The 16,860-nt window shown below is 46.6% G+C and carries 15 protein-coding genes; 8 read left to right on the forward strand and 7 right to left on the reverse strand.

What is annotated here, in order from left to right:
- Positions 1-15: 15 nt before the first annotated feature.
- The gene (locus V6669_RS29130) at positions 16-609 is read right to left on the reverse strand and encodes an ANTAR domain-containing protein (protein ID WP_338589262.1); all 594 of its coding nucleotides are present in this window, start codon (positions 607-609) and stop codon (positions 16-18) included.
- Positions 610-1,218: 609 nt separating this feature from the next.
- On the opposite strand from V6669_RS29130, the gene nirB reads away from it, so the two are divergent.
- Genes nirB through cobA form a run of 4 tightly spaced genes read left to right on the forward strand, consistent with a single transcriptional unit; the run spans position 1,219 to position 5,680 of the window.
- Positions 1,219-3,660 carry a nitrite reductase large subunit NirB gene (gene nirB, locus V6669_RS29135; RefSeq protein ID WP_338589264.1) on the forward strand — a complete coding sequence of 814 codons (2,442 nt, stop codon included), beginning with the start codon at positions 1,219-1,221 and terminating at the stop codon, positions 3,658-3,660.
- Positions 3,661-3,676: 16 nt separating this feature from the next.
- Positions 3,677-3,994 (forward strand): nitrite reductase small subunit NirD, encoded by a 318-nt coding sequence (nirD, locus tag V6669_RS29140; RefSeq protein ID WP_074092734.1) that lies wholly within the window; start codon positions 3,677-3,679, stop codon positions 3,992-3,994.
- Positions 3,995-4,031: 37 nt separating this feature from the next.
- On the forward strand, positions 4,032-4,913 hold the full coding sequence (locus tag V6669_RS29145; protein WP_338589267.1) for a formate/nitrite transporter family protein: 882 nt from the start codon (positions 4,032-4,034) through the stop codon (positions 4,911-4,913).
- Positions 4,910-5,680 carry a uroporphyrinogen-III C-methyltransferase gene (cobA, locus tag V6669_RS29150; protein WP_338589269.1) on the forward strand — a complete coding sequence of 257 codons (771 nt, stop codon included), beginning with the start codon at positions 4,910-4,912 and terminating at the stop codon, positions 5,678-5,680. The genes V6669_RS29145 and cobA overlap by 4 nt, the downstream gene beginning before the upstream one ends.
- A gap of 233 nt (positions 5,681-5,913) precedes the next feature.
- Here the strand turns inward: cobA and V6669_RS29155 are convergent, their stop codons facing one another.
- Entirely contained in the window at positions 5,914-6,552 is a 639-nt protein-coding gene (locus tag V6669_RS29155; RefSeq protein WP_338589271.1) for a TetR/AcrR family transcriptional regulator, read from the reverse strand.
- A 195-nt stretch (positions 6,553-6,747) separates the two neighbouring features.
- On the opposite strand from V6669_RS29155, the gene V6669_RS29160 reads away from it, so the two are divergent.
- Positions 6,748-7,515 (forward strand): SDR family oxidoreductase, encoded by a 768-nt coding sequence (locus V6669_RS29160; protein ID WP_338589273.1) that lies wholly within the window; start codon positions 6,748-6,750, stop codon positions 7,513-7,515.
- 579 nt (positions 7,516-8,094) lie between these two features.
- Here the strand turns inward: V6669_RS29160 and V6669_RS29165 are convergent.
- From V6669_RS29165 to V6669_RS29175, 3 genes are all read right to left on the reverse strand, one after another.
- A complete protein-coding gene (locus V6669_RS29165; RefSeq protein WP_253442921.1) occupies positions 8,095-8,349 on the reverse strand; it encodes a hypothetical protein in 255 nt (84 codons plus the stop codon).
- A gap of 200 nt (positions 8,350-8,549) precedes the next feature.
- On the reverse strand, positions 8,550-9,893 hold the full coding sequence (locus V6669_RS29170; RefSeq protein WP_338589275.1) for a HAMP domain-containing sensor histidine kinase: 1,344 nt from the start codon (positions 9,891-9,893) through the stop codon (positions 8,550-8,552).
- Positions 9,893-10,570, reverse strand: a complete 678-nt coding sequence (locus V6669_RS29175) for a response regulator transcription factor (RefSeq protein ID WP_338589277.1) — start codon at positions 10,568-10,570, stop codon at positions 9,893-9,895. The genes V6669_RS29170 and V6669_RS29175 overlap by 1 nt, the downstream gene beginning before the upstream one ends.
- 254 nt (positions 10,571-10,824) lie before the next feature.
- On the opposite strand from V6669_RS29175, the gene V6669_RS29180 reads away from it, so the two are divergent.
- From V6669_RS29180 to V6669_RS29190, 3 genes are read left to right on the forward strand one after another with little or no spacing between them, the layout of a single operon-like run.
- Positions 10,825-11,643 carry a polyphosphate polymerase domain-containing protein gene (locus V6669_RS29180; RefSeq protein ID WP_091036525.1) on the forward strand — a complete coding sequence of 273 codons (819 nt, stop codon included), beginning with the start codon at positions 10,825-10,827 and terminating at the stop codon, positions 11,641-11,643.
- Positions 11,636-12,316: a DUF4956 domain-containing protein gene (locus tag V6669_RS29185; protein ID WP_076332062.1), complete on the forward strand. Its 681-nt coding sequence runs from the start codon at positions 11,636-11,638 to the stop codon at positions 12,314-12,316. Before V6669_RS29180 ends, V6669_RS29185 begins: the two co-directional genes overlap by 8 nt.
- Before the next feature lie 27 nt (positions 12,317-12,343).
- Positions 12,344-14,656 carry a carbohydrate-binding domain-containing protein gene (locus tag V6669_RS29190; RefSeq protein WP_338589281.1) on the forward strand — a complete coding sequence of 771 codons (2,313 nt, stop codon included), beginning with the start codon at positions 12,344-12,346 and terminating at the stop codon, positions 14,654-14,656.
- A gap of 109 nt (positions 14,657-14,765) precedes the next feature.
- Here the strand turns inward: V6669_RS29190 and V6669_RS29195 are convergent, their stop codons facing one another.
- Together V6669_RS29195 and V6669_RS29200 are read right to left on the reverse strand one after the other, a co-directional pair.
- Positions 14,766-16,175: an MDR family MFS transporter gene (locus V6669_RS29195; RefSeq protein WP_338589283.1), complete on the reverse strand. Its 1,410-nt coding sequence runs from the start codon at positions 16,173-16,175 to the stop codon at positions 14,766-14,768.
- 154 nt (positions 16,176-16,329) lie between these two features.
- The gene (locus V6669_RS29200; RefSeq protein ID WP_133386280.1) at positions 16,330-16,794 is read right to left on the reverse strand and encodes a MarR family transcriptional regulator; all 465 of its coding nucleotides are present in this window, start codon (positions 16,792-16,794) and stop codon (positions 16,330-16,332) included.
- Between the last annotated feature and the right edge of the window lie 66 nt (positions 16,795-16,860).

Raw genomic sequence — 16,860 nt, forward strand, 5'->3', positions numbered from 1 at the left:
GAATCCTCCTTCCAATTAAGACTGGAGCAGTTGATGTGCCTTTACAATTGCTGTGGCTACATCAACCATCCGTTTGCGTTCATCCATCGCTTTCTTGCGTAACAGGTCATAGGCTTCGGCCTCGGAGATCTGCTTCAGATCACTAAGGATGGCCTTCGCCATATCAATCCATTTCCGATCCTCCAGCCTGGATTGCAGCTGCTTCCGTTCCTGCTCCCACTGCTTGCGTTCCATGTAGCGCCGAGCTGCAAAGTGAAGAGTCCAATGGATCTCGGGCCCGGTCATGGATGGTGTAAGTATTCCATCAAATGAAGTTTCGACCTCGCAGGATTCTGCGGAGGAAGAAGCCGTATCTGGCGCGCACCACCAGAGCAGCGGGGAATCCGACTTCCCCTTTCCCAGGCAGTTCACCCAGTACTCCACATCAGCCAGCGACAGATGCAAGATGGACGCTTCCGCTGCAATAGCCAGCTTCAACGCTTCCGTTTCACTGCCCGCCACCTGTACATGGTACCCGTTTGCTCCCAGCAGCCTCTCCGGTGTCAGAGGGATTGCATCGGATGAGGCAGCTATCGTTGGTTGAACACGGATGACCAATAAAGATCGCATGATGGATCAATCCCTCCCTATGGCGTATAGTCAGAGTCCACAACATTTAAGACGTTAATACATGAAAGCAATAAACATGTCACATTACCTAACAAAATTAAGTAGTGACGATTATGCGTCTTATTTTCAACATTAGAATGATCTTTTCATGCCTCAAAATGATCTTTTTATGCCCATCATGTTGCAATAAAAAAGGGTCAAACACTATACATGGCACCTTTTCTACAAGTGTTTATCATATCCAGCGTGCTAACTTTATCTAAATCCTTCAAATTAAGAAGATATACTCGTAAAACTTCGTCGTCCATTCGGTATTCCAATAAACTCATGTAAACATAATTAACTTTAAATTTCAAATACTTTTTTATGTTAACTATATTGACACGGTTAGATCGATCTTTTATAGTTAAGCCATAACAACTCCATATTTAAATCGATCACAGTTACAACGGCGTAGCTGGTTGAAACGGCAATGAAGCCTGTTTTGCAATCTCGGAGCAAGGGATGCGTATGTATATGCGCAGTCCTCCGAGGCATAACAGGCTTTTTCGATTTTAGAGACAAGGTTTCGAGGCAGTTTGCAGAATGGACCTAAGGGGGCTAATCATAATGAGTACAACGAAAAAACTGGTGCTGGTCGGCAATGGCATGGCAGGAATCCGCACAATCGAACATATCCTTAAGCTTGCTCCGCACGCTTATGAAATTACAGTCTTCGGCGCAGAGCCGCATCCCAACTACAACCGGATCATGTTATCCTCTGTATTGGCTGGCGGAACATCCATCGAAGATATCGTAATCAATGAGTGGAGCTGGTACGAAGATAACGGCATTCAGGTATACCCGGGTGACCCGATCGTTCAGATCGATACCAAGCGCAAGGAAGTTGTATCTGAAAATGGTGTACGCGCAGCCTATGATGAGCTGATTATGGCAACCGGTTCACAGGCGTTCATCCTGCCACTTCCCGGAGCTAACAAGGAAGGCGTTATCGGTTTCCGTGATATCAAAGATTGCGAAACCATGATGGCAGCATCGCAAAAGTATCGCAAAGCTGCCGTCATTGGAGGCGGATTGCTTGGACTGGAAGCAGCGCGGGGGCTGCTCAATCTGGGCATGGACGTCACGGTCATCCATATTAACGGTCATCTGATGGACCGGAATCTGGATTTGCCAGCAGGCCTGATGCTCCAGCGTGAGCTTGAAGAGCAGGGCATGAAGTTCCTTTTGAATAAACATACCGAAGAAATCACAGGCAAACATCGAGTAAAAGCCATTCGTTTCACTGATCAAACGGTACTTGAAGCAGATCTGGTTGTCATGGCTGTCGGGATTCGTCCGCAGATTGAACTGGCTCGCAATACCGGTCTCGATGTGAATCGTGGAGTCATTGTAGATGATTATATGCATACCAGCATTCCTGGTATCTCTGCCGTCGGTGAATGTGCAGAACACCGCGGTATTGCCTACGGACTGGTTGCTCCATTATATGAACAAGGTATGGTGCTCGCAAAACGTCTGGCTGGCGCGGCAACCGAAGGATACGAAGGTTCAGTCACTTCTACCAAGCTGAAAGTATCCGGTGTTGACGTGTTCTCTGCTGGACAATTCAAAGACGCTGCGGACACTCGCAGCATTCGTATTCAGGATGATGTTGATGGTGTGTACAAAAAGATGGTGATTAAGGATGGGCAGCTTATTGGAGCTGTACTGTTTGGGGATACCACAGATGGCGCATCGCTGTTTTCTCTCATTAAGAGTGGTGAGAACATCAGTGGTCGCGAGAAAGAAATTCTACTCGGCGTACCTTCCGGTGGTTCAGGCTCAGGTCCATCTGTCGCGGAACGCATGGCAAGTATGCCAGATGACGAGATTGTCTGTGGTTGTAACGGTGTTACCAAATCTTCCATCGGGGACGCTGTTCTGAATAAAGGCTGTAATACACTCGGTGCAATCAAGTCGTGTACCAAAGCCTCCGCTTCTTGCGGTGGGTGCAAACCCATTATCGAAAACCTGCTCACATATTATGCCGGCGATAATGTAGGCGAACAGACCAAAGAAGGCATCTGTGGTTGTACATCCTATGATCGGGATGAAATTGTTGCACAGATCAAGGAGATGGGACTCAAAAGCGTCAAGGAAGTTATGAATGTTCTAGGTTGGAATGAACCGGAAGGTTGCTCCAAGTGTCGTCCTTCCCTTAACTATTATCTCGGTATGATCTGGCCGGCTGAATACACAGATGAGCGTGTATCCAAATTCACCAATGAACGTTATCACGCCAATATCCAGAAGGACGGTACCTATTCCGTTATTCCACGGATCTATGGTGGTGTTACTTCTCCAGCCGAATTGATCAAAATTGCAACTGTCGCAGAGAAATACGATGTGCCGTTGGTGAAATTCACGGGTGGACAACGTCTCGATCTGCTTGGTGTACAAAAGGAGAACCTGCCGAAGATCTGGGAAGAGCTCGATATGCCTTCCGGTTTTGGTTATGGCAAGGCGCTGCGTACGGTGAAGACTTGTGTAGGTAATACGTTCTGCCGATTCGGCACGCAGGATTCCATCGAGATGGGTATTCGTTTGGAGAAAAAACTCGACAAAATGGTGGCCCCGGCCAAAGTGAAACTCGCTGTATCAGGTTGTCCGCGGAACTGTGCTGAAGCGACTATCAAGGATCTGGGTGTTGTCGCCATTGATGGCGCTTGGGAGATTCATGTTGGCGGTAACGCCGGAGTCAAGGTTCGTGCAGCCGAGCTACTCTGTACGGTGAAGACCGATGCGGAAGTGGAAGAGTGGACATACTCTTACCTGCAATATTATAGAGAGAATGCAAAATGGAATGAGAGAACAGCGGCTTGGATTGAACGCGTTGGTCTGGATCATGTGAAGGAAGCATTGGCGGATCGGGATGTACGTCTCGCTCTGGTTGAACGTCTGGAAGTTACCCTAGGTCACACGGTTGATCCTTGGAAAGAAATCATTCAAGACGAGAAATTACGTAAAAACTTCACCCCACTGTCCGGTGCCGAGCCGGTAACCCACTAGAAGAGGAGGAACAGCGATGAACAAATTCCGAATTGGACACCTTGCAGATATTGATGAAAAGGGAGCACGGACCTTCCTGATACAGGATACCGAAATTGCAGTCTTCAAACTGAGCGACGGAAGTCTGCACGCCGTCGAGAATCGCTGCCCTCACAAGGGCGGCAAGCTGTCGGAGGGCATGGTATGCGGGACAGCGGTTCATTGTCCTTTACATGATTGGAAGATTGATCTGCGTAACGGTAAGGTACACGAGCCGGATGAAGGCTGCTTGAATACCTACAAAACAGAAGTGGACGGCAACAGCGGAGAAATCTACATCACAATTGCGGGTTAAAGGCTAGAGATACCCTGACATCAAGGAGGCGTGCGCTATGGATTTTGTTAAACCTGCAGAAGTGCTGCAATCGATGGTCGAAGCTGGTGAGAGCAAAGCCAGAATGAATCGGATACAGATGCTGATCCGCGGTTTTCTGGCAGGGGCGATCCTTGCTTTTGCAACCACATTGGCATATACCGCTGTAACTCAAACTTCCGTTGGTTTGGCAGGTGCACTGATATTCCCCGCGGGATTTGTCATTATTATTCTGCTGGGCCTTGAATTGGTGACAGGAAACTTTGCGATGCTTCCACTCGCCATGATGAAACGCAGAATCACACTGATGGATATGCTCCGAAATTATTTTTGGGTGATCACAGGTCATCTGCTCGGATGTGCATTCTATGCTCTGTTATACGGCCTGACCATTACCAAGATGGGTACGGATATGAGCAACCCTCTGATTCAAACGCTGATCCAGACCAGTGAAGCCAAAACATTAGGATATCAGCATTTGGGCGGAGCAGGCATTGTACTGGTGATCATCAAGGCCATTCTATGTAACTGGATGGTCGCACTCGGGGCAGTGATGGCGATGACATCCACTTCTACTCTGGGTAAAATCGTAGCGATGTGGCTGCCTATTACGATATTTTTCGCCCAAGGTTTTGAACACGCTGTGGTGAACATGTTTGTCATTCCCGCAGGCATAATGCTCGGTGCACAGGTCAGTGTCGCTGACTGGTGGCTGTGGAATCAGATCCCGGTGTTGGTGGGTAACCTCATTGGCGGAGCTGTATTTACAGGCCTTGGTCTATATGCCGCCCATCACTGGGGAAATCCTGTAAAGCTCTCATCCAAACTGGCAACCATTCCGGGTGGTCGTTCAGGATTGGCAAGTTCCGATGTTACACCGAAATTGGGGACACGACCATGAGCCGGGGCCTGGTTAGTATTGTTGGCGCTGGTCCTGGAGATCCGGATCTAATTACGGTAAAAGCCCTGAAACGTATTCAGTCCGCAGATGTCATTATGTATGATCGGCTTGTGAATGATCAATTGCTCGCTGAGGCTCGTGAAGGAGCACTCCGCATCTACTGCGGCAAGGCGCCGGGCCTTCACTCCATGAGTCAGGAGATGATTGGACGAATGCTGGCTGCACATGCAGCGGAAGGCAAACAAGTCGTACGACTCAAGGGTGGCGATCCGTTTATCTTTGGCCGTGGTGGTGAAGAAGCACTTGTGCTGGCGGAAGCAGGGATTGCATTTGAGATCATTCCTGGCATCACTTCAGCTGTAGGTACATCCGCTTCATCCCTTATTCCGTTAACCCATCGCGGGGTTGCTTCATCGTTCGCATGTGTCACAGGAACCGGCAGTGATGGAAGTGTATCTTCGGTTCGCTGGGACCTGCTCGCTCATAGTGTAGATACTTTGGTCATCTACATGGGCATTAGCCAACTACCCCAGATTCAACATGAATTGCTTCACCATGGCAAAAGTGGGCACACTCCTGCGGCTTTAATCGAACGTGGAACCACTTCGGAGGAGCACATTATTACCGGCACACTTGCCGAACTCCACTCCCTCGCCCTGTCACATCAAGTGAATAACCCGGCTTTAATTATGGTCGGCGAGTCGGTCCTGATCCGCGAACAGTTGCTTCAGATGCAACAGGCAGCTAATGAATCCATGACCGGATAATCGAATTGGATTCCTTCATCTATATCAATTGAACTAAACATTTACACAAAACGGAGAGGACAGAAACGACCTGAAGAAGCGGAGCGTTCGCCTTTATTCCCGGATTTACCCTTTATAGAAGGAATCAAAAAAATCTGGGGATAACAGCGATCGGAAGGTTGTTCTGTCATCGGAGTGTGCAGTGTAAATATTCTTTAGTTCAATTGATATAGAACAAAACTCTCACTCGACCTTTAATCCAACATCATACGCTCGTGAATAGTCCGGCCCTTCTGCCCTGGTTCAATCAGCAGACGGGTCGGTTTGATGTTAATCAGCGCCGTAAGCTGCTCTCCCATATAATGCGCAGAATACTTGAATCCAATCTCTGCCCAATGCATGATTACACCTACCGTTGCAGATACCAGATAACTTAACATGATGTCGTAATTAATCGTCCACTCACTATCCTCGGTCACCAATACAAAATCTTCGGTTAGATACGTTCTAAACATATTGCACAGCCGGGAACTCATATCGGAATGCATCGTTATTAATGCACGAAAGATATCCTGATGGGCCTCAATATATTCGAACACAGGCATCGTGGATGGCAGCAATGCAGTCATGTCCACTTCTTTGAGCTGTGCGTATGGTTCTGCATAAGCTCGCCCCACTCCCTGCATAAAATCATCCAGAATAAACTGCAACAACTCCGGTTTGCCGGGAAAATGTAAATAAAAGGTTCCGCGGTTGTAATCCGCCCGCTCCGTAATATCCCGGATTGTGAGGGCATCCGCTCCCTTCTCCAATATCAAAGAAACCGCCGCAGCGATGATCGCATCCTGCGTTCTTCGTGCTCTCCGGTCCTGAGGATGTTCAATGATCAACATTTTCGCCTCCTTTGTTCATTATTGTAATATAAATGAACACCGCTTACACCTCTGTCCGATAGCTGACATATGCGCTGTCAATGATTATTGTCACATTGCTATGTATATCTTAACATTGAGACAGGAAAGATAGACGACAGGTTGAAACTTTTTTTGAGAAATACCTGCCAATAATGAATAAGGAGCGAATATATCATGAGTACAACGTATACACATACAGCCGTCATTACAGGAGCAGCCGGAGGCATTGGTAAAGAATTGGCACGCCGCCTTGCAGAGCGCAAAATCAATCTAGTTCTGGTTGACCTGAATGAAGAAGCCATCCAGCAGACGATTACTGATCTGAACCTCGACAAAGAGCACGTCATCGCAGTAAAAGCGAACGTATCTCAAGAAGCAGACGTGAAAAACTATGTGCAAAAAGCATTGGATGCGTTTGGCCGAATCGATTATTTTGCTAACAACGCCGGAATTGAAGGTCCAACAGGGCTGATCGAAGACCTGAGTGTTGAAGCACTCGACACCGTATATAACGTCAACATTCGTGGGGTATTCCTGGGTCTGCAAAATGTCATTCCAGTGATGAAAAAACAAAAATCCGGCGCGATTCTCAATACCTCTTCCCTCGCGGGTCTGATGGGTGCACCTGCTGTATCTCCATATATTATGTCCAAACATGCCGTAGTTGGTCTCACGCGTACCGCTGCAAATGAACTGGCACCTTATAATATTCGGGTTAACGCTGTATTGCCAGGTACAATCAATACACGCATGATGCGCCAGATCGAAGCAAATTCCGGTAACGTGGAAGATTATCAATCAGCAACCGTATCCAGCATTCCAATGGGCCGTTATGGCGAACCGGAAGAAGTTGCTGCGGTGATGAACTTCCTGTTGTCCGAAGAAGCATCATATGTAACAGCTTCCCTCTACACTGTAGATGGCGGTATGGTTGGTCAATAAGAAGCTGTAAACTGTAGGATCCGGTCCGATAGAACTTCAAGTCCATCCTTAGAAAAGTTATACCGACAGGTATTCCCGAAGGGATGCCTGGTCACTACAATCTAAAAAAGGCCTCAACACCACAGTAATGTGGAGTTGAGGTCTTTTTTACATTACAACGCTTGCTGTGCAGAAGGCTGCATAAGTGAAATGTCACTTTTGAAAAAGCCATTTAAAGCCTCGTTGTATCTTGTGATTCACTCTAACGAACCTAGGGCACCTTATATCGGCTAAAAAAGCTTATTTCCCGAACTAACGAATCTCAGACACGCTAATTCCGCGGAAATGCTGCCATTGCACCGAAAAGTCCTAAAATCCAGAGAATAACGCTTCTCAAATTCGTTAAATTTCCAAACAAGCGAGAAATAACTGGATAGCGCGTATCAGGTTCGTTAGATTTTGCCCGGACCACAGAAATGCTTGGTCGCCGTACTGAACAACCATCGAACACCGATAATCAAGCACCTCATGCCGCCGTCCATCATTACGAAGCTCATTAAACCTCACGCCACAGTCCAAGCTCCATATCCCACACTCAACTTAATCGATGTATCCCGCGTGACCCTTGTCCATCAAGTAGTCCATTTCAGCATCCAGGATGCTTTCCACAGTCAACTCATCCAGCTTCACATCTTTACGACTAAGGATGTAGTCAGCCAGATCATCGCCGTCAATATCCACATCGTTACCTTTGGCATTTTCGTGCGCCTTGTTGATGTACGCTTGCTCATGCTTCAATACAAGAGCGATGTTCGCCTGGCTTGCCTTCGTTTTATCTGCAATATACTGCATCATTTCTTGTTCATTAATTGCGTTTGCTTCTGCCACGTTCAGTTCATCTCCTTGATTCATACATACTGTTGCCATTGTAGCATAGGTTAACCCATTAGAGGCAGAACTTATGCCTGACGAACGATTATAGAGTGGGAGGGAAGGTTAGTGTGGAGCCGAAACGTAGGTAGCATTTTTTCATACGCTGGCTCATCACTCCCACCTTACGACAACCGCACGTAAAATGTAGCGCCCTCTCCTACAACGCTTCGAGCATACACCTCTCCTTTGTGCTGATCCACAATGGAACGAGCAATCGCCAAACCCAGACCATGCCCACCATGTTTGCGGGCTCTTGAAGAATCCGTACGATAGAATCGATCGAAGATCCGATCGAGATGTTCCGGTGCAATGCCTTCCCCTGTGTTGGACACGGCCAGCATAACATCATTATTCTGTCTCTGGAGCGTAACGTTTACGGACCCTTTGGGACCCGAATACTTCACAGCATTATCGAGCAGGATCAGAATGACCTGTTTGATCTGCTCACTGTTCCCATGAACCATAAGATTCGGCTCAATGTTGTAATCGAGGGAGATATTTTTCTCAAAAATAACGGCTTCCATCGGCAAAATAATACTCTCTACCGCATCGCTCATATTAAACTTCGCATGAATCATCGTGGAGCGTGAGTCGTCCATCTGTGTCAGATAGAGCAGATCATTCGTAAGTCCAGTCATACGCTCAGTTTCCGACTTGATATAGTGAAGCCACTTCGCCTGGTTCGCTATGGTATCCTCCTGATTCGCAAGCAGCACGTCCGCATTGGTATTGATGATCGCCAGAGGTGTCTTCAACTCATGTGAAGCATCACCGATGAATTGTTTTTGCTTCTCAAACGCTTCTCTGACGGGTGCAATGGAACGATTCGCAAAATAACGGCTCAAGAAGTAAATCACAATCAACATGATTAATCCAACAACAGCAAAGGTATAGATCAGATTCGTAAGAATGCCCTGTTGTGCCGTCACATCAATGAATACGATCATATGCCCGTCACCGCTCGGATCAACCACATAGGCCCAGTCCGTTCCATCCAGCGCAAATTGTCCAGTCTGCCGTTCCGAATCACCAACCTTATTCTGGTCAACCTTTTGCAGTGCCTCGGCGTAGAACGTATCTTCCATATCAAATCGGGAATGCGTATCCGTAATCTTCCACTGGTCATCCGTCTTAATCATGAACGAAACGGAACGTGCCGGAGGTGAGTTGGGATCCCCTCCCGGACCTCCATTATCACCACCCATGACATCGGAAGGTAATGAGCCTGAGCTTGAACTCGAGCCTGTACCAGAGCCCGTCCCCATCCCGCCATCTTCCCCATGCGGCATCTTGGATGAATTGTAAGGATTATGATAGAAATCAGACACCTTGTAGAGCTCCATATTGGTCTCACGTTGCACATTCTGATAAGTAATTGTATAGATCGTCGCAAATGCCACCAGCATCATAATGGATATGGACACCAGATTCACGATCAGGAATCGATTTCGGAGTTTCTTGAACATCAGGACGTCACCTCAAGCACATACCCCACACCCCGAATCGTGTTAATGCGGACAGCCGAGTTCAGGAAGGTTAATTTTTTGCGCAAAAACGAGATGTACACCTCCACATTGTTATACTCCACTTCCGAATCAAATCCCCATAACTTCTCAATAATCTGCTCTTTGGAAGTTATCGCCTGTTTGCGGGCAATCAACAGCTCCAGCAGTTCATTCTCCTTCAGATTCAGCTTGATCTCCTTCCCCTGAACGCTCAGCTTCAACTGCGTTGTATTCAGCTCAATGTCGCCAAATTTCAATCCGTCCTCGGGAACCACTTCGCCCTTCCGCCTTAAGGCTGCTCGAATCCGGGCCAGTAATTCCTCTGTGGCAAAGGGCTTGGCGATATAATCATCGGCACCATAATCGAGGCCTGTGACTTTGTCCGATAGTTCACCTTTCGCAGTAAGAAGAATGACAGGCGTATGATTGCCTTCACTGCGGAGTTTCTTCAGGACGGCGATCCCGTCCATCTCCGGCATCATGATGTCGAGTAGTAACAGGTCGTAGATGCCGCTCTGCGCATAATCCAATCCTGATCTGCCGTCGTGGACCATGTCCACGGAGTAGTTGTTTTTTTTCAAAATCTGCGATACAGCCTCTGCCAAATGAACCTCATCTTCCGCAATTAATATTCTCATGCTCTATTCATTCCTCTGCTTGAATTATTCGTCTTCAATTAACTCTTTATGATATCACCTATTCTACCAATTAAACCTTGAATCAATCTTAATTCATTTTGTGCATGCGAACTATTATAGGAAGGTAAAAAAATGTTAACGCAATGTAAAACCATTTAAGATTCATTCAAGGTTGGGGCTCTAAGATACAGACATGGAAGCAATACACGATGCAACACAACATACAACCCACCCACGAAAGGAATGAGTCCCACATGGCTATTGAAGTATTCAACCGATATGAGAGCAAGTACCTTCTGACGGATGAGCAGTACGCACATTTCTACAATGACCTGCTGAAATACATGGAGCTGGATGCCTACAACAAGAAACATGAGTATTACTCCATCAGCAACCTGTACTTCGACACTCCGCAGGATTCGCTGATCCGCGCCAGTCTCTCCAAACCAAAATACAAGGAGAAACTGAGACTGCGGGCTTATGGAATCCCTGAAGAGAACGCCAAAGTGTATCTGGAGATTAAAAAGAAAGTATTTGGCCTGGTGAACAAACGCAGAACAGCATTAAAGCTGGATGAAGCTTACGAATTCGTTCGTTCGGGACAGGCGCCGGAGCTGGCGGATTACATGAACAAACAGGTTGTCGAGGAGATTAAATATTTCCTTCGGGTATACGACTTGGAACCGAAAGTGTATCTGGCGTATGAACGCAAAGCGCTCTTCGACAAGAACAGCCGCGATCTCCGCATTACATTTGATACCAACATCCGCAGCCGCAGATACGATCTGAAGCTGGAACAGGGAGATTACGGTGAGCCGCTGGTGAAGGACGGTCGATGGCTGATGGAAGTAAAAGCCGAGAAAACTGTTCCGCTGTGGCTGTCGCAACTGCTATGTGAGCATGGTCTCTACCGCACCGGATTTTCGAAATACGGCAACGAGTTCAGACATCTGGCGAGAACAACCAACCTGAATTACCAAACAGAGCGCATTCTTGTACCAGGTACCGATTTCAACCCATCCATAGAACAAGATAAAACGATTATAGAAAGAGAGAGTGTCCTATATGCTTGATTCACTGTTCAGTTCAGCCCTAACCGATACCAACCTGACGTTTAACAACGCAGTCATCACCATTGGTCTTGCCATCATTCTGGGGTTAATCATCAGCCTCACCTACATGAAGACTAACCAAAGCACATACTCCCAGAGCTTTACCTTAACGATGGTTGTCCTGCCCGTCATTGTCGCTATTATCATCCTGCTCATCGGCAGCAACATCGCTCGAGCATTCAGCTTGGCAGGTGCCTTCTCCATCATTCGTTTCCGTAGTGCACCTGGTGATCCAAAAGACATTGCTTATGTATTGTTCACGATGGCTTCCGGTCTGGCCTGCGGTGTAGGCGCTTTTGGATACGCGGTGCTGTTCACCATTATCCTGTGTGTACTGATGTTTGTTCTGAGTCGCTTCAACTTCGGCGGCAAGAAAAGTCAGCTGAAAACGCTGAAAGTCACCATTCCCGAAAACTTAAGCTATGAAGAAGCCCTTAATGAAGTGTTCCATAAATTCAACGTACCATTTGATCTAAAAAAAATCAGAACGACCGAACTCGGTAGTCTGTACGAGCTGGTCTACAGTGTAACCATTCACGAAAGTGTTAGCCAAAAGGAATTCCTCGATGCGATCCGCACACGGAACGGCAACCTGGATATCTCGTTAACCATGAGTCCAACCACGGAATATTAATTTGTAATTCGAAGGGAACGATCTAATATGAAGAAAAACATGATAACAGGTAGCAAACTTTGGTCCATCGCCATGATTACCAGCCTACTCGCAGCATGCAGTTCACCAGCAACGACAAGCACAACGGCCAATGCCGCAACGTCAACGACAGGAACAACCAAAACGGTATCCGTCAGCGAGCAAACTTCAGTAAAATACGCGGATTTGGTCTCTCTAGATGCTGACGATACCAACATTAGCTGGAGTGAGACAGATTCCACAGCGATTAAGTTGAACGGAACAACTGCAACGGTGACCGGTTCGGGCGCCAAAGCAGCGAATGGTTCGGTAACCATCTCCGAAGCAGGCACTTATGTACTTAGCGGTGAGCTAACCGACGGACAGATCGTGGTCAATGTTGCCGATAAAGGCACCGTTCATCTCGTATTAAACGGAGCTACCATCCATGATAATGACAGTGCAGCGATCTATATTCAAAAAGCCGGTAAAGCGGTAATTACGCTCGAAAAAGGAACCAAGAATACCGTTTCCGATGGTAAAACGTATGTGTACGCCGATGCTACGACAGACGAGCCCGATGCTGCAATCTTCAGCAAAGCAGATCTTACATTCAACGGTGCAGGTCAATTGACCGTCACAGGTAACTATAATGAAGGTATTACGAGCAAGGATGATCTGAAAATCATTAGTGGTAGCATCAGCGTCAAAGCAGCCGATGACGGGATCAAAGGTAAGGATATGGTAGCCATTCAAGCGGGCACCATTACCATTGAAGCCGAAGGCGACGGTATTAAATCCACCAATGACACGGATACCACCAAAGGCTTCGTTGCAATCGCAGGAGGTACCTTCGATATTCAGAGTGGCAATGACGGTATTCAAGCCGAAACCGCACTTGTTACGGATGGCGGCACATACACCATTGTAACTGCCGGTGGTAGCGCCAATGCACCAGCCAAAGTAGAAGAAGGTCCATTTGGCGGCGGTGGCGGTGGATGGGGTGGCGGCACACCACCAACCGATATGGGTACACCACCGGATGGCGAACCTCCTGCGGATATGCCAGAGATGCCTACTAACAGCGGTACGAATGCGGGAACTAACACGAACGGCGCAACAGCATCCAACTCTGCTAACACAACAACAACAACAACAACAACGGATAACAATGCCGATGCGGACACAGCAACAACAGCAACGGAGTCCACAAGTGCCAAAGCACTCAAAGCAGGTGCAGATCTTACGGTTAATGGTGGTACGTATACCATTGATTCCATGGATGATTCCTTGCACAGCAACAATAACGTAACAGTCAACGACGGAACATTCAGCATCGAATCCGGTGATGACGGCATCCATGCCGATCAGGCCCTGACGATTAACGGCGGAACCATCACGATTGCGAAGAGTTATGAAGGACTTGAAGGTGCAATCATCACCCTGAACGATGGGGATGTAGATGTAACGGCATCCGATGATGGCGTAAATGCTGCAGGTGGCGAGACGGAAACAGCTGCGAATACAGCGGCCAGTACAGATAGCACTACTACAACCGATGCAGCAACGACATCCAACATCTCTGTAACCGAAACAACAGGCACAACATCAACTACCGATCAGGCATCCCAAGGTACAGCTACTACTCAGCAAGGACGTGGACCGGGCGGTATGGGTGGTGCAGCAGCAAGTAATAACGAGTTCCACATTAACGGCGGCTCCCTCACAGTGAACGCAGGTGGTGACGGACTGGATTCCAATGGTTCCATCAACATGACTGGCGGAACGGTTATTGTGAACGGACCAACGGATAGCGGCAACGGAGCATTGGATTATGACGGTACATTTGAAATCAGCGGTGGATACCTCGTGGCTGCCGGAAGCTCTGGTATGGCACAAGGAACATCCGATACGTCTACGCAAAATACCATTGTGATGACATTCCCTGCAACGCAAAAAGCTGGAACACTTGTACATGTACAAGATAGCGAAGGCAACAACATTCTGACATTTGCTCCGGCAAAAGATTATCAAACCGTGGTTGTCAGCTCACCGGATCTTGCGAAAGATGGTTCATACGTAATCTACTCCGGTGGTACGTCTACAGGTAAAGCGGTGGATGGACTCTACACAGACGGTACCTACAGCGGCGGAACTCAAGTGGTTACCTTCCAATCGACTAGCAATGTAACTTGGGTCAATGAATCAGGTGTAACTACAGCTAATTCAGGTATGGGTGGTCCTGGTGGCGGCGGTGGACAAGGTGGATTCGGAGGCGGCAGAAACAGATCCCAATCGGGTACAACCTCCGACAGCACAGGCACTACGGATTCTGCAAAATAATCATGATTTGTAGTTAAGTTATAATAAGAAGCACTAGGTCCCGAAATCACGATAACAGTGAATTCGGGACCTAGTGCTTTCATTTTTCAGGAAGAACATGAGTAACTGTTCATGCGTTCCTTTTATTTGTAAGATACAAACTAGGGATTAGAATAATTACAAGAATAACGCTGGATAATAGAAATCCGGCATGGTACCCTTTCAACTCATTTATGACCGTTGGTTGCAACCCTTGTATGACCGTTGCAACAACCGTCGCGATAATAGCTGAGCCAAAGCTTGAACCAAGATTCTCAATCATATTAATGCCCACACTCGCTTCGGGGAGCTGCGTGCTATCAAGCCCAGTGTATGCTTCACTTGTTAACGGCAGACTAATCCCTCCGATACTCGCACCACGAATTAACAATATAATAGAAATCCAGATCATACTTGTTTTATCAGAGATGAAAATAAGCGGAATTGATCCAATGAGAGAAAGAAATAAACTGACGATCACTACATATTTGGGTCCAATTTTATCAATCATTTTTCCAAGTAAAGGCCGAGTAACAAGCATCCCAACCCCTTGGGGGATAAGAGCAACTGCTGTTTCAATCGCCGTAAAATGGCGAAAGTTTTGAAAGAATAGCGGGAGGATTAACATCGGGCCCATAAGAGCAATATTTGCCATGAACAAGCCGGCGCTTGAAGCAGCAAAACTTTTATAAGTAAACAAACTCATGGGCAGGACCGTTTGATTCTTGCGAATGAGATTATAAGCCATATATATGACAGCCAAACCCACACCAATACCCACCCATAAGATCGTTTCATTATTGTTAAACGTAGCATGTTCCGCAGCTCTCGTTATCCCGTAGATTAAAGCCCCGCTCATGGAAGATAAATTAATAATGCCAAACAGATCAAGCTTATTCTCTTTGTTGAAAGGTTCAAAGTCAGGAATTGTTTTCATCATTACTGGCGCAGCAATCAACACGATAAACACGTTAATGAAGAAAATCCATTGCCAGGATGCCACCTGAACGATGAATCCTCCAAGGACTGGACCCAGAATAGGGCCGAAGATCATAGGCGTACTTACGATGGCCATCACTTTTCCCAAGTGATCTTTCCCTGCCGTTTTCACCAAGAGGGTAAACATGAGGGTCGTAATCACCCCTGCGCTGAACCCTTGAAGTAAACGAAAGAAGATAAAACTCGAAATGTTCCAGCTAACACCTACTAAAATAGAAATCACTCCAAAGAGGATAACAGCACCAATGAAAATCTTCTTGCTATTAAACTTGTTCATAAGCCAACCGGAGATGGGAACTGCCATGGCAAGAGCGAGAATATAGCCTGTAATGGCCCATTGAATAATGGTCAAGTTTGTATTGAAATCATGTGTTAATTGATCTATGGCAATATTCACCATGGTAGAATCAAGCAAAGGTGCAATGGCTCCAAGAGCTATAGCCCAGGCTGCAATGAGCACCTCTTTGGGTAAATCAGTGGTTTTGACGTTTTCTTTAGTCATATGTGTCTCCTCTTTGCATTTTTGTTTCCTATTCAACAAAAAATGTAACTCTTTTTAGTTTCCTTGTCAACAATAATTATTCAAATAAAAAAGCAACCTACCCTCGATTAGAGTAAGTTGCTTTTTTGTGTTACCCTTCATTACACACATTTATCTAAATGTCCAAACCCTGTTTCTTTATCTCTGCGTCCAAATGTTTGCTGTATTGCTCCATAAACCTGAGCATGCCCTCCAATTGCGCTTCGGTTACCTGCTCAAACACAGCCTGATCCCGCTTTTGAAATTCTTGGTGAAGTTCCTCGTGAATACCGAATACAACGTTCCCTTTCTCGGTCAGTCTGAAATAGACTTCTTTCTTGTTCTCCGGCTTCTGGTAGACTTCGATCAGTTTTTTTTCGATAAGTTTCTTCGTCAATTTACTTATGGCACCCTTGGTCATATACAGCGACTCTGCAAGCTTTGTCACATTGGGATCGATATTCTTTCCAATATATTCAATGCAATGAACTTCGGAAGACTTATAACCACGAAGACTGGCTTCCATCTTCGACTTGTTAATCCAGACCATTTTATTAAATAATTCTCTGAAATGATCAGTCACTTGTTCTTGTTTATTCATAGCTATATACACCCCACGTGAGTTATAACATGCATTGAAAAAAAGCAGAAACATGAGGGTCTCATT

This window comes from Paenibacillus sp. Y5S-9, from assembly GCF_036894235.1.
Lineage (GTDB): Bacteria > Bacillota > Bacilli > Paenibacillales > Paenibacillaceae > Paenibacillus.

Coding starts and splice junctions, on each gene's coding strand:
- V6669_RS29130 (WP_338589262.1), bottom strand. CDS start 609: ATGCGATCTTTATTGGTCATCCGTGTTCAACCAACGATAGCTGCCTCA.
- nirB (WP_338589264.1), top strand. CDS start 1,219: ATGAGTACAACGAAAAAACTGGTGCTGGTCGGCAATGGCATGGCAGGA.
- nirD (WP_074092734.1), top strand. CDS start 3,677: ATGAACAAATTCCGAATTGGACACCTTGCAGATATTGATGAAAAGGGA.
- V6669_RS29145 (WP_338589267.1), top strand. CDS start 4,032: ATGGATTTTGTTAAACCTGCAGAAGTGCTGCAATCGATGGTCGAAGCT.
- cobA (WP_338589269.1), top strand. CDS start 4,910: ATGAGCCGGGGCCTGGTTAGTATTGTTGGCGCTGGTCCTGGAGATCCG.
- V6669_RS29155 (WP_338589271.1), bottom strand. CDS start 6,552: ATGTTGATCATTGAACATCCTCAGGACCGGAGAGCACGAAGAACGCAG.
- V6669_RS29160 (WP_338589273.1), top strand. CDS start 6,748: ATGAGTACAACGTATACACATACAGCCGTCATTACAGGAGCAGCCGGA.
- V6669_RS29165 (WP_253442921.1), bottom strand. CDS start 8,349: ATGATGCAGTATATTGCAGATAAAACGAAGGCAAGCCAGGCGAACATC.
- V6669_RS29170 (WP_338589275.1), bottom strand. CDS start 9,893: ATGTTCAAGAAACTCCGAAATCGATTCCTGATCGTGAATCTGGTGTCC.
- V6669_RS29175 (WP_338589277.1), bottom strand. CDS start 10,570: ATGAGAATATTAATTGCGGAAGATGAGGTTCATTTGGCAGAGGCTGTA.
- V6669_RS29180 (WP_091036525.1), top strand. CDS start 10,825: ATGGCTATTGAAGTATTCAACCGATATGAGAGCAAGTACCTTCTGACG.
- V6669_RS29185 (WP_076332062.1), top strand. CDS start 11,636: ATGCTTGATTCACTGTTCAGTTCAGCCCTAACCGATACCAACCTGACG.
- V6669_RS29190 (WP_338589281.1), top strand. CDS start 12,344: ATGAAGAAAAACATGATAACAGGTAGCAAACTTTGGTCCATCGCCATG.
- V6669_RS29195 (WP_338589283.1), bottom strand. CDS start 16,175: ATGACTAAAGAAAACGTCAAAACCACTGATTTACCCAAAGAGGTGCTC.
- V6669_RS29200 (WP_133386280.1), bottom strand. CDS start 16,794: ATGAATAAACAAGAACAAGTGACTGATCATTTCAGAGAATTATTTAAT.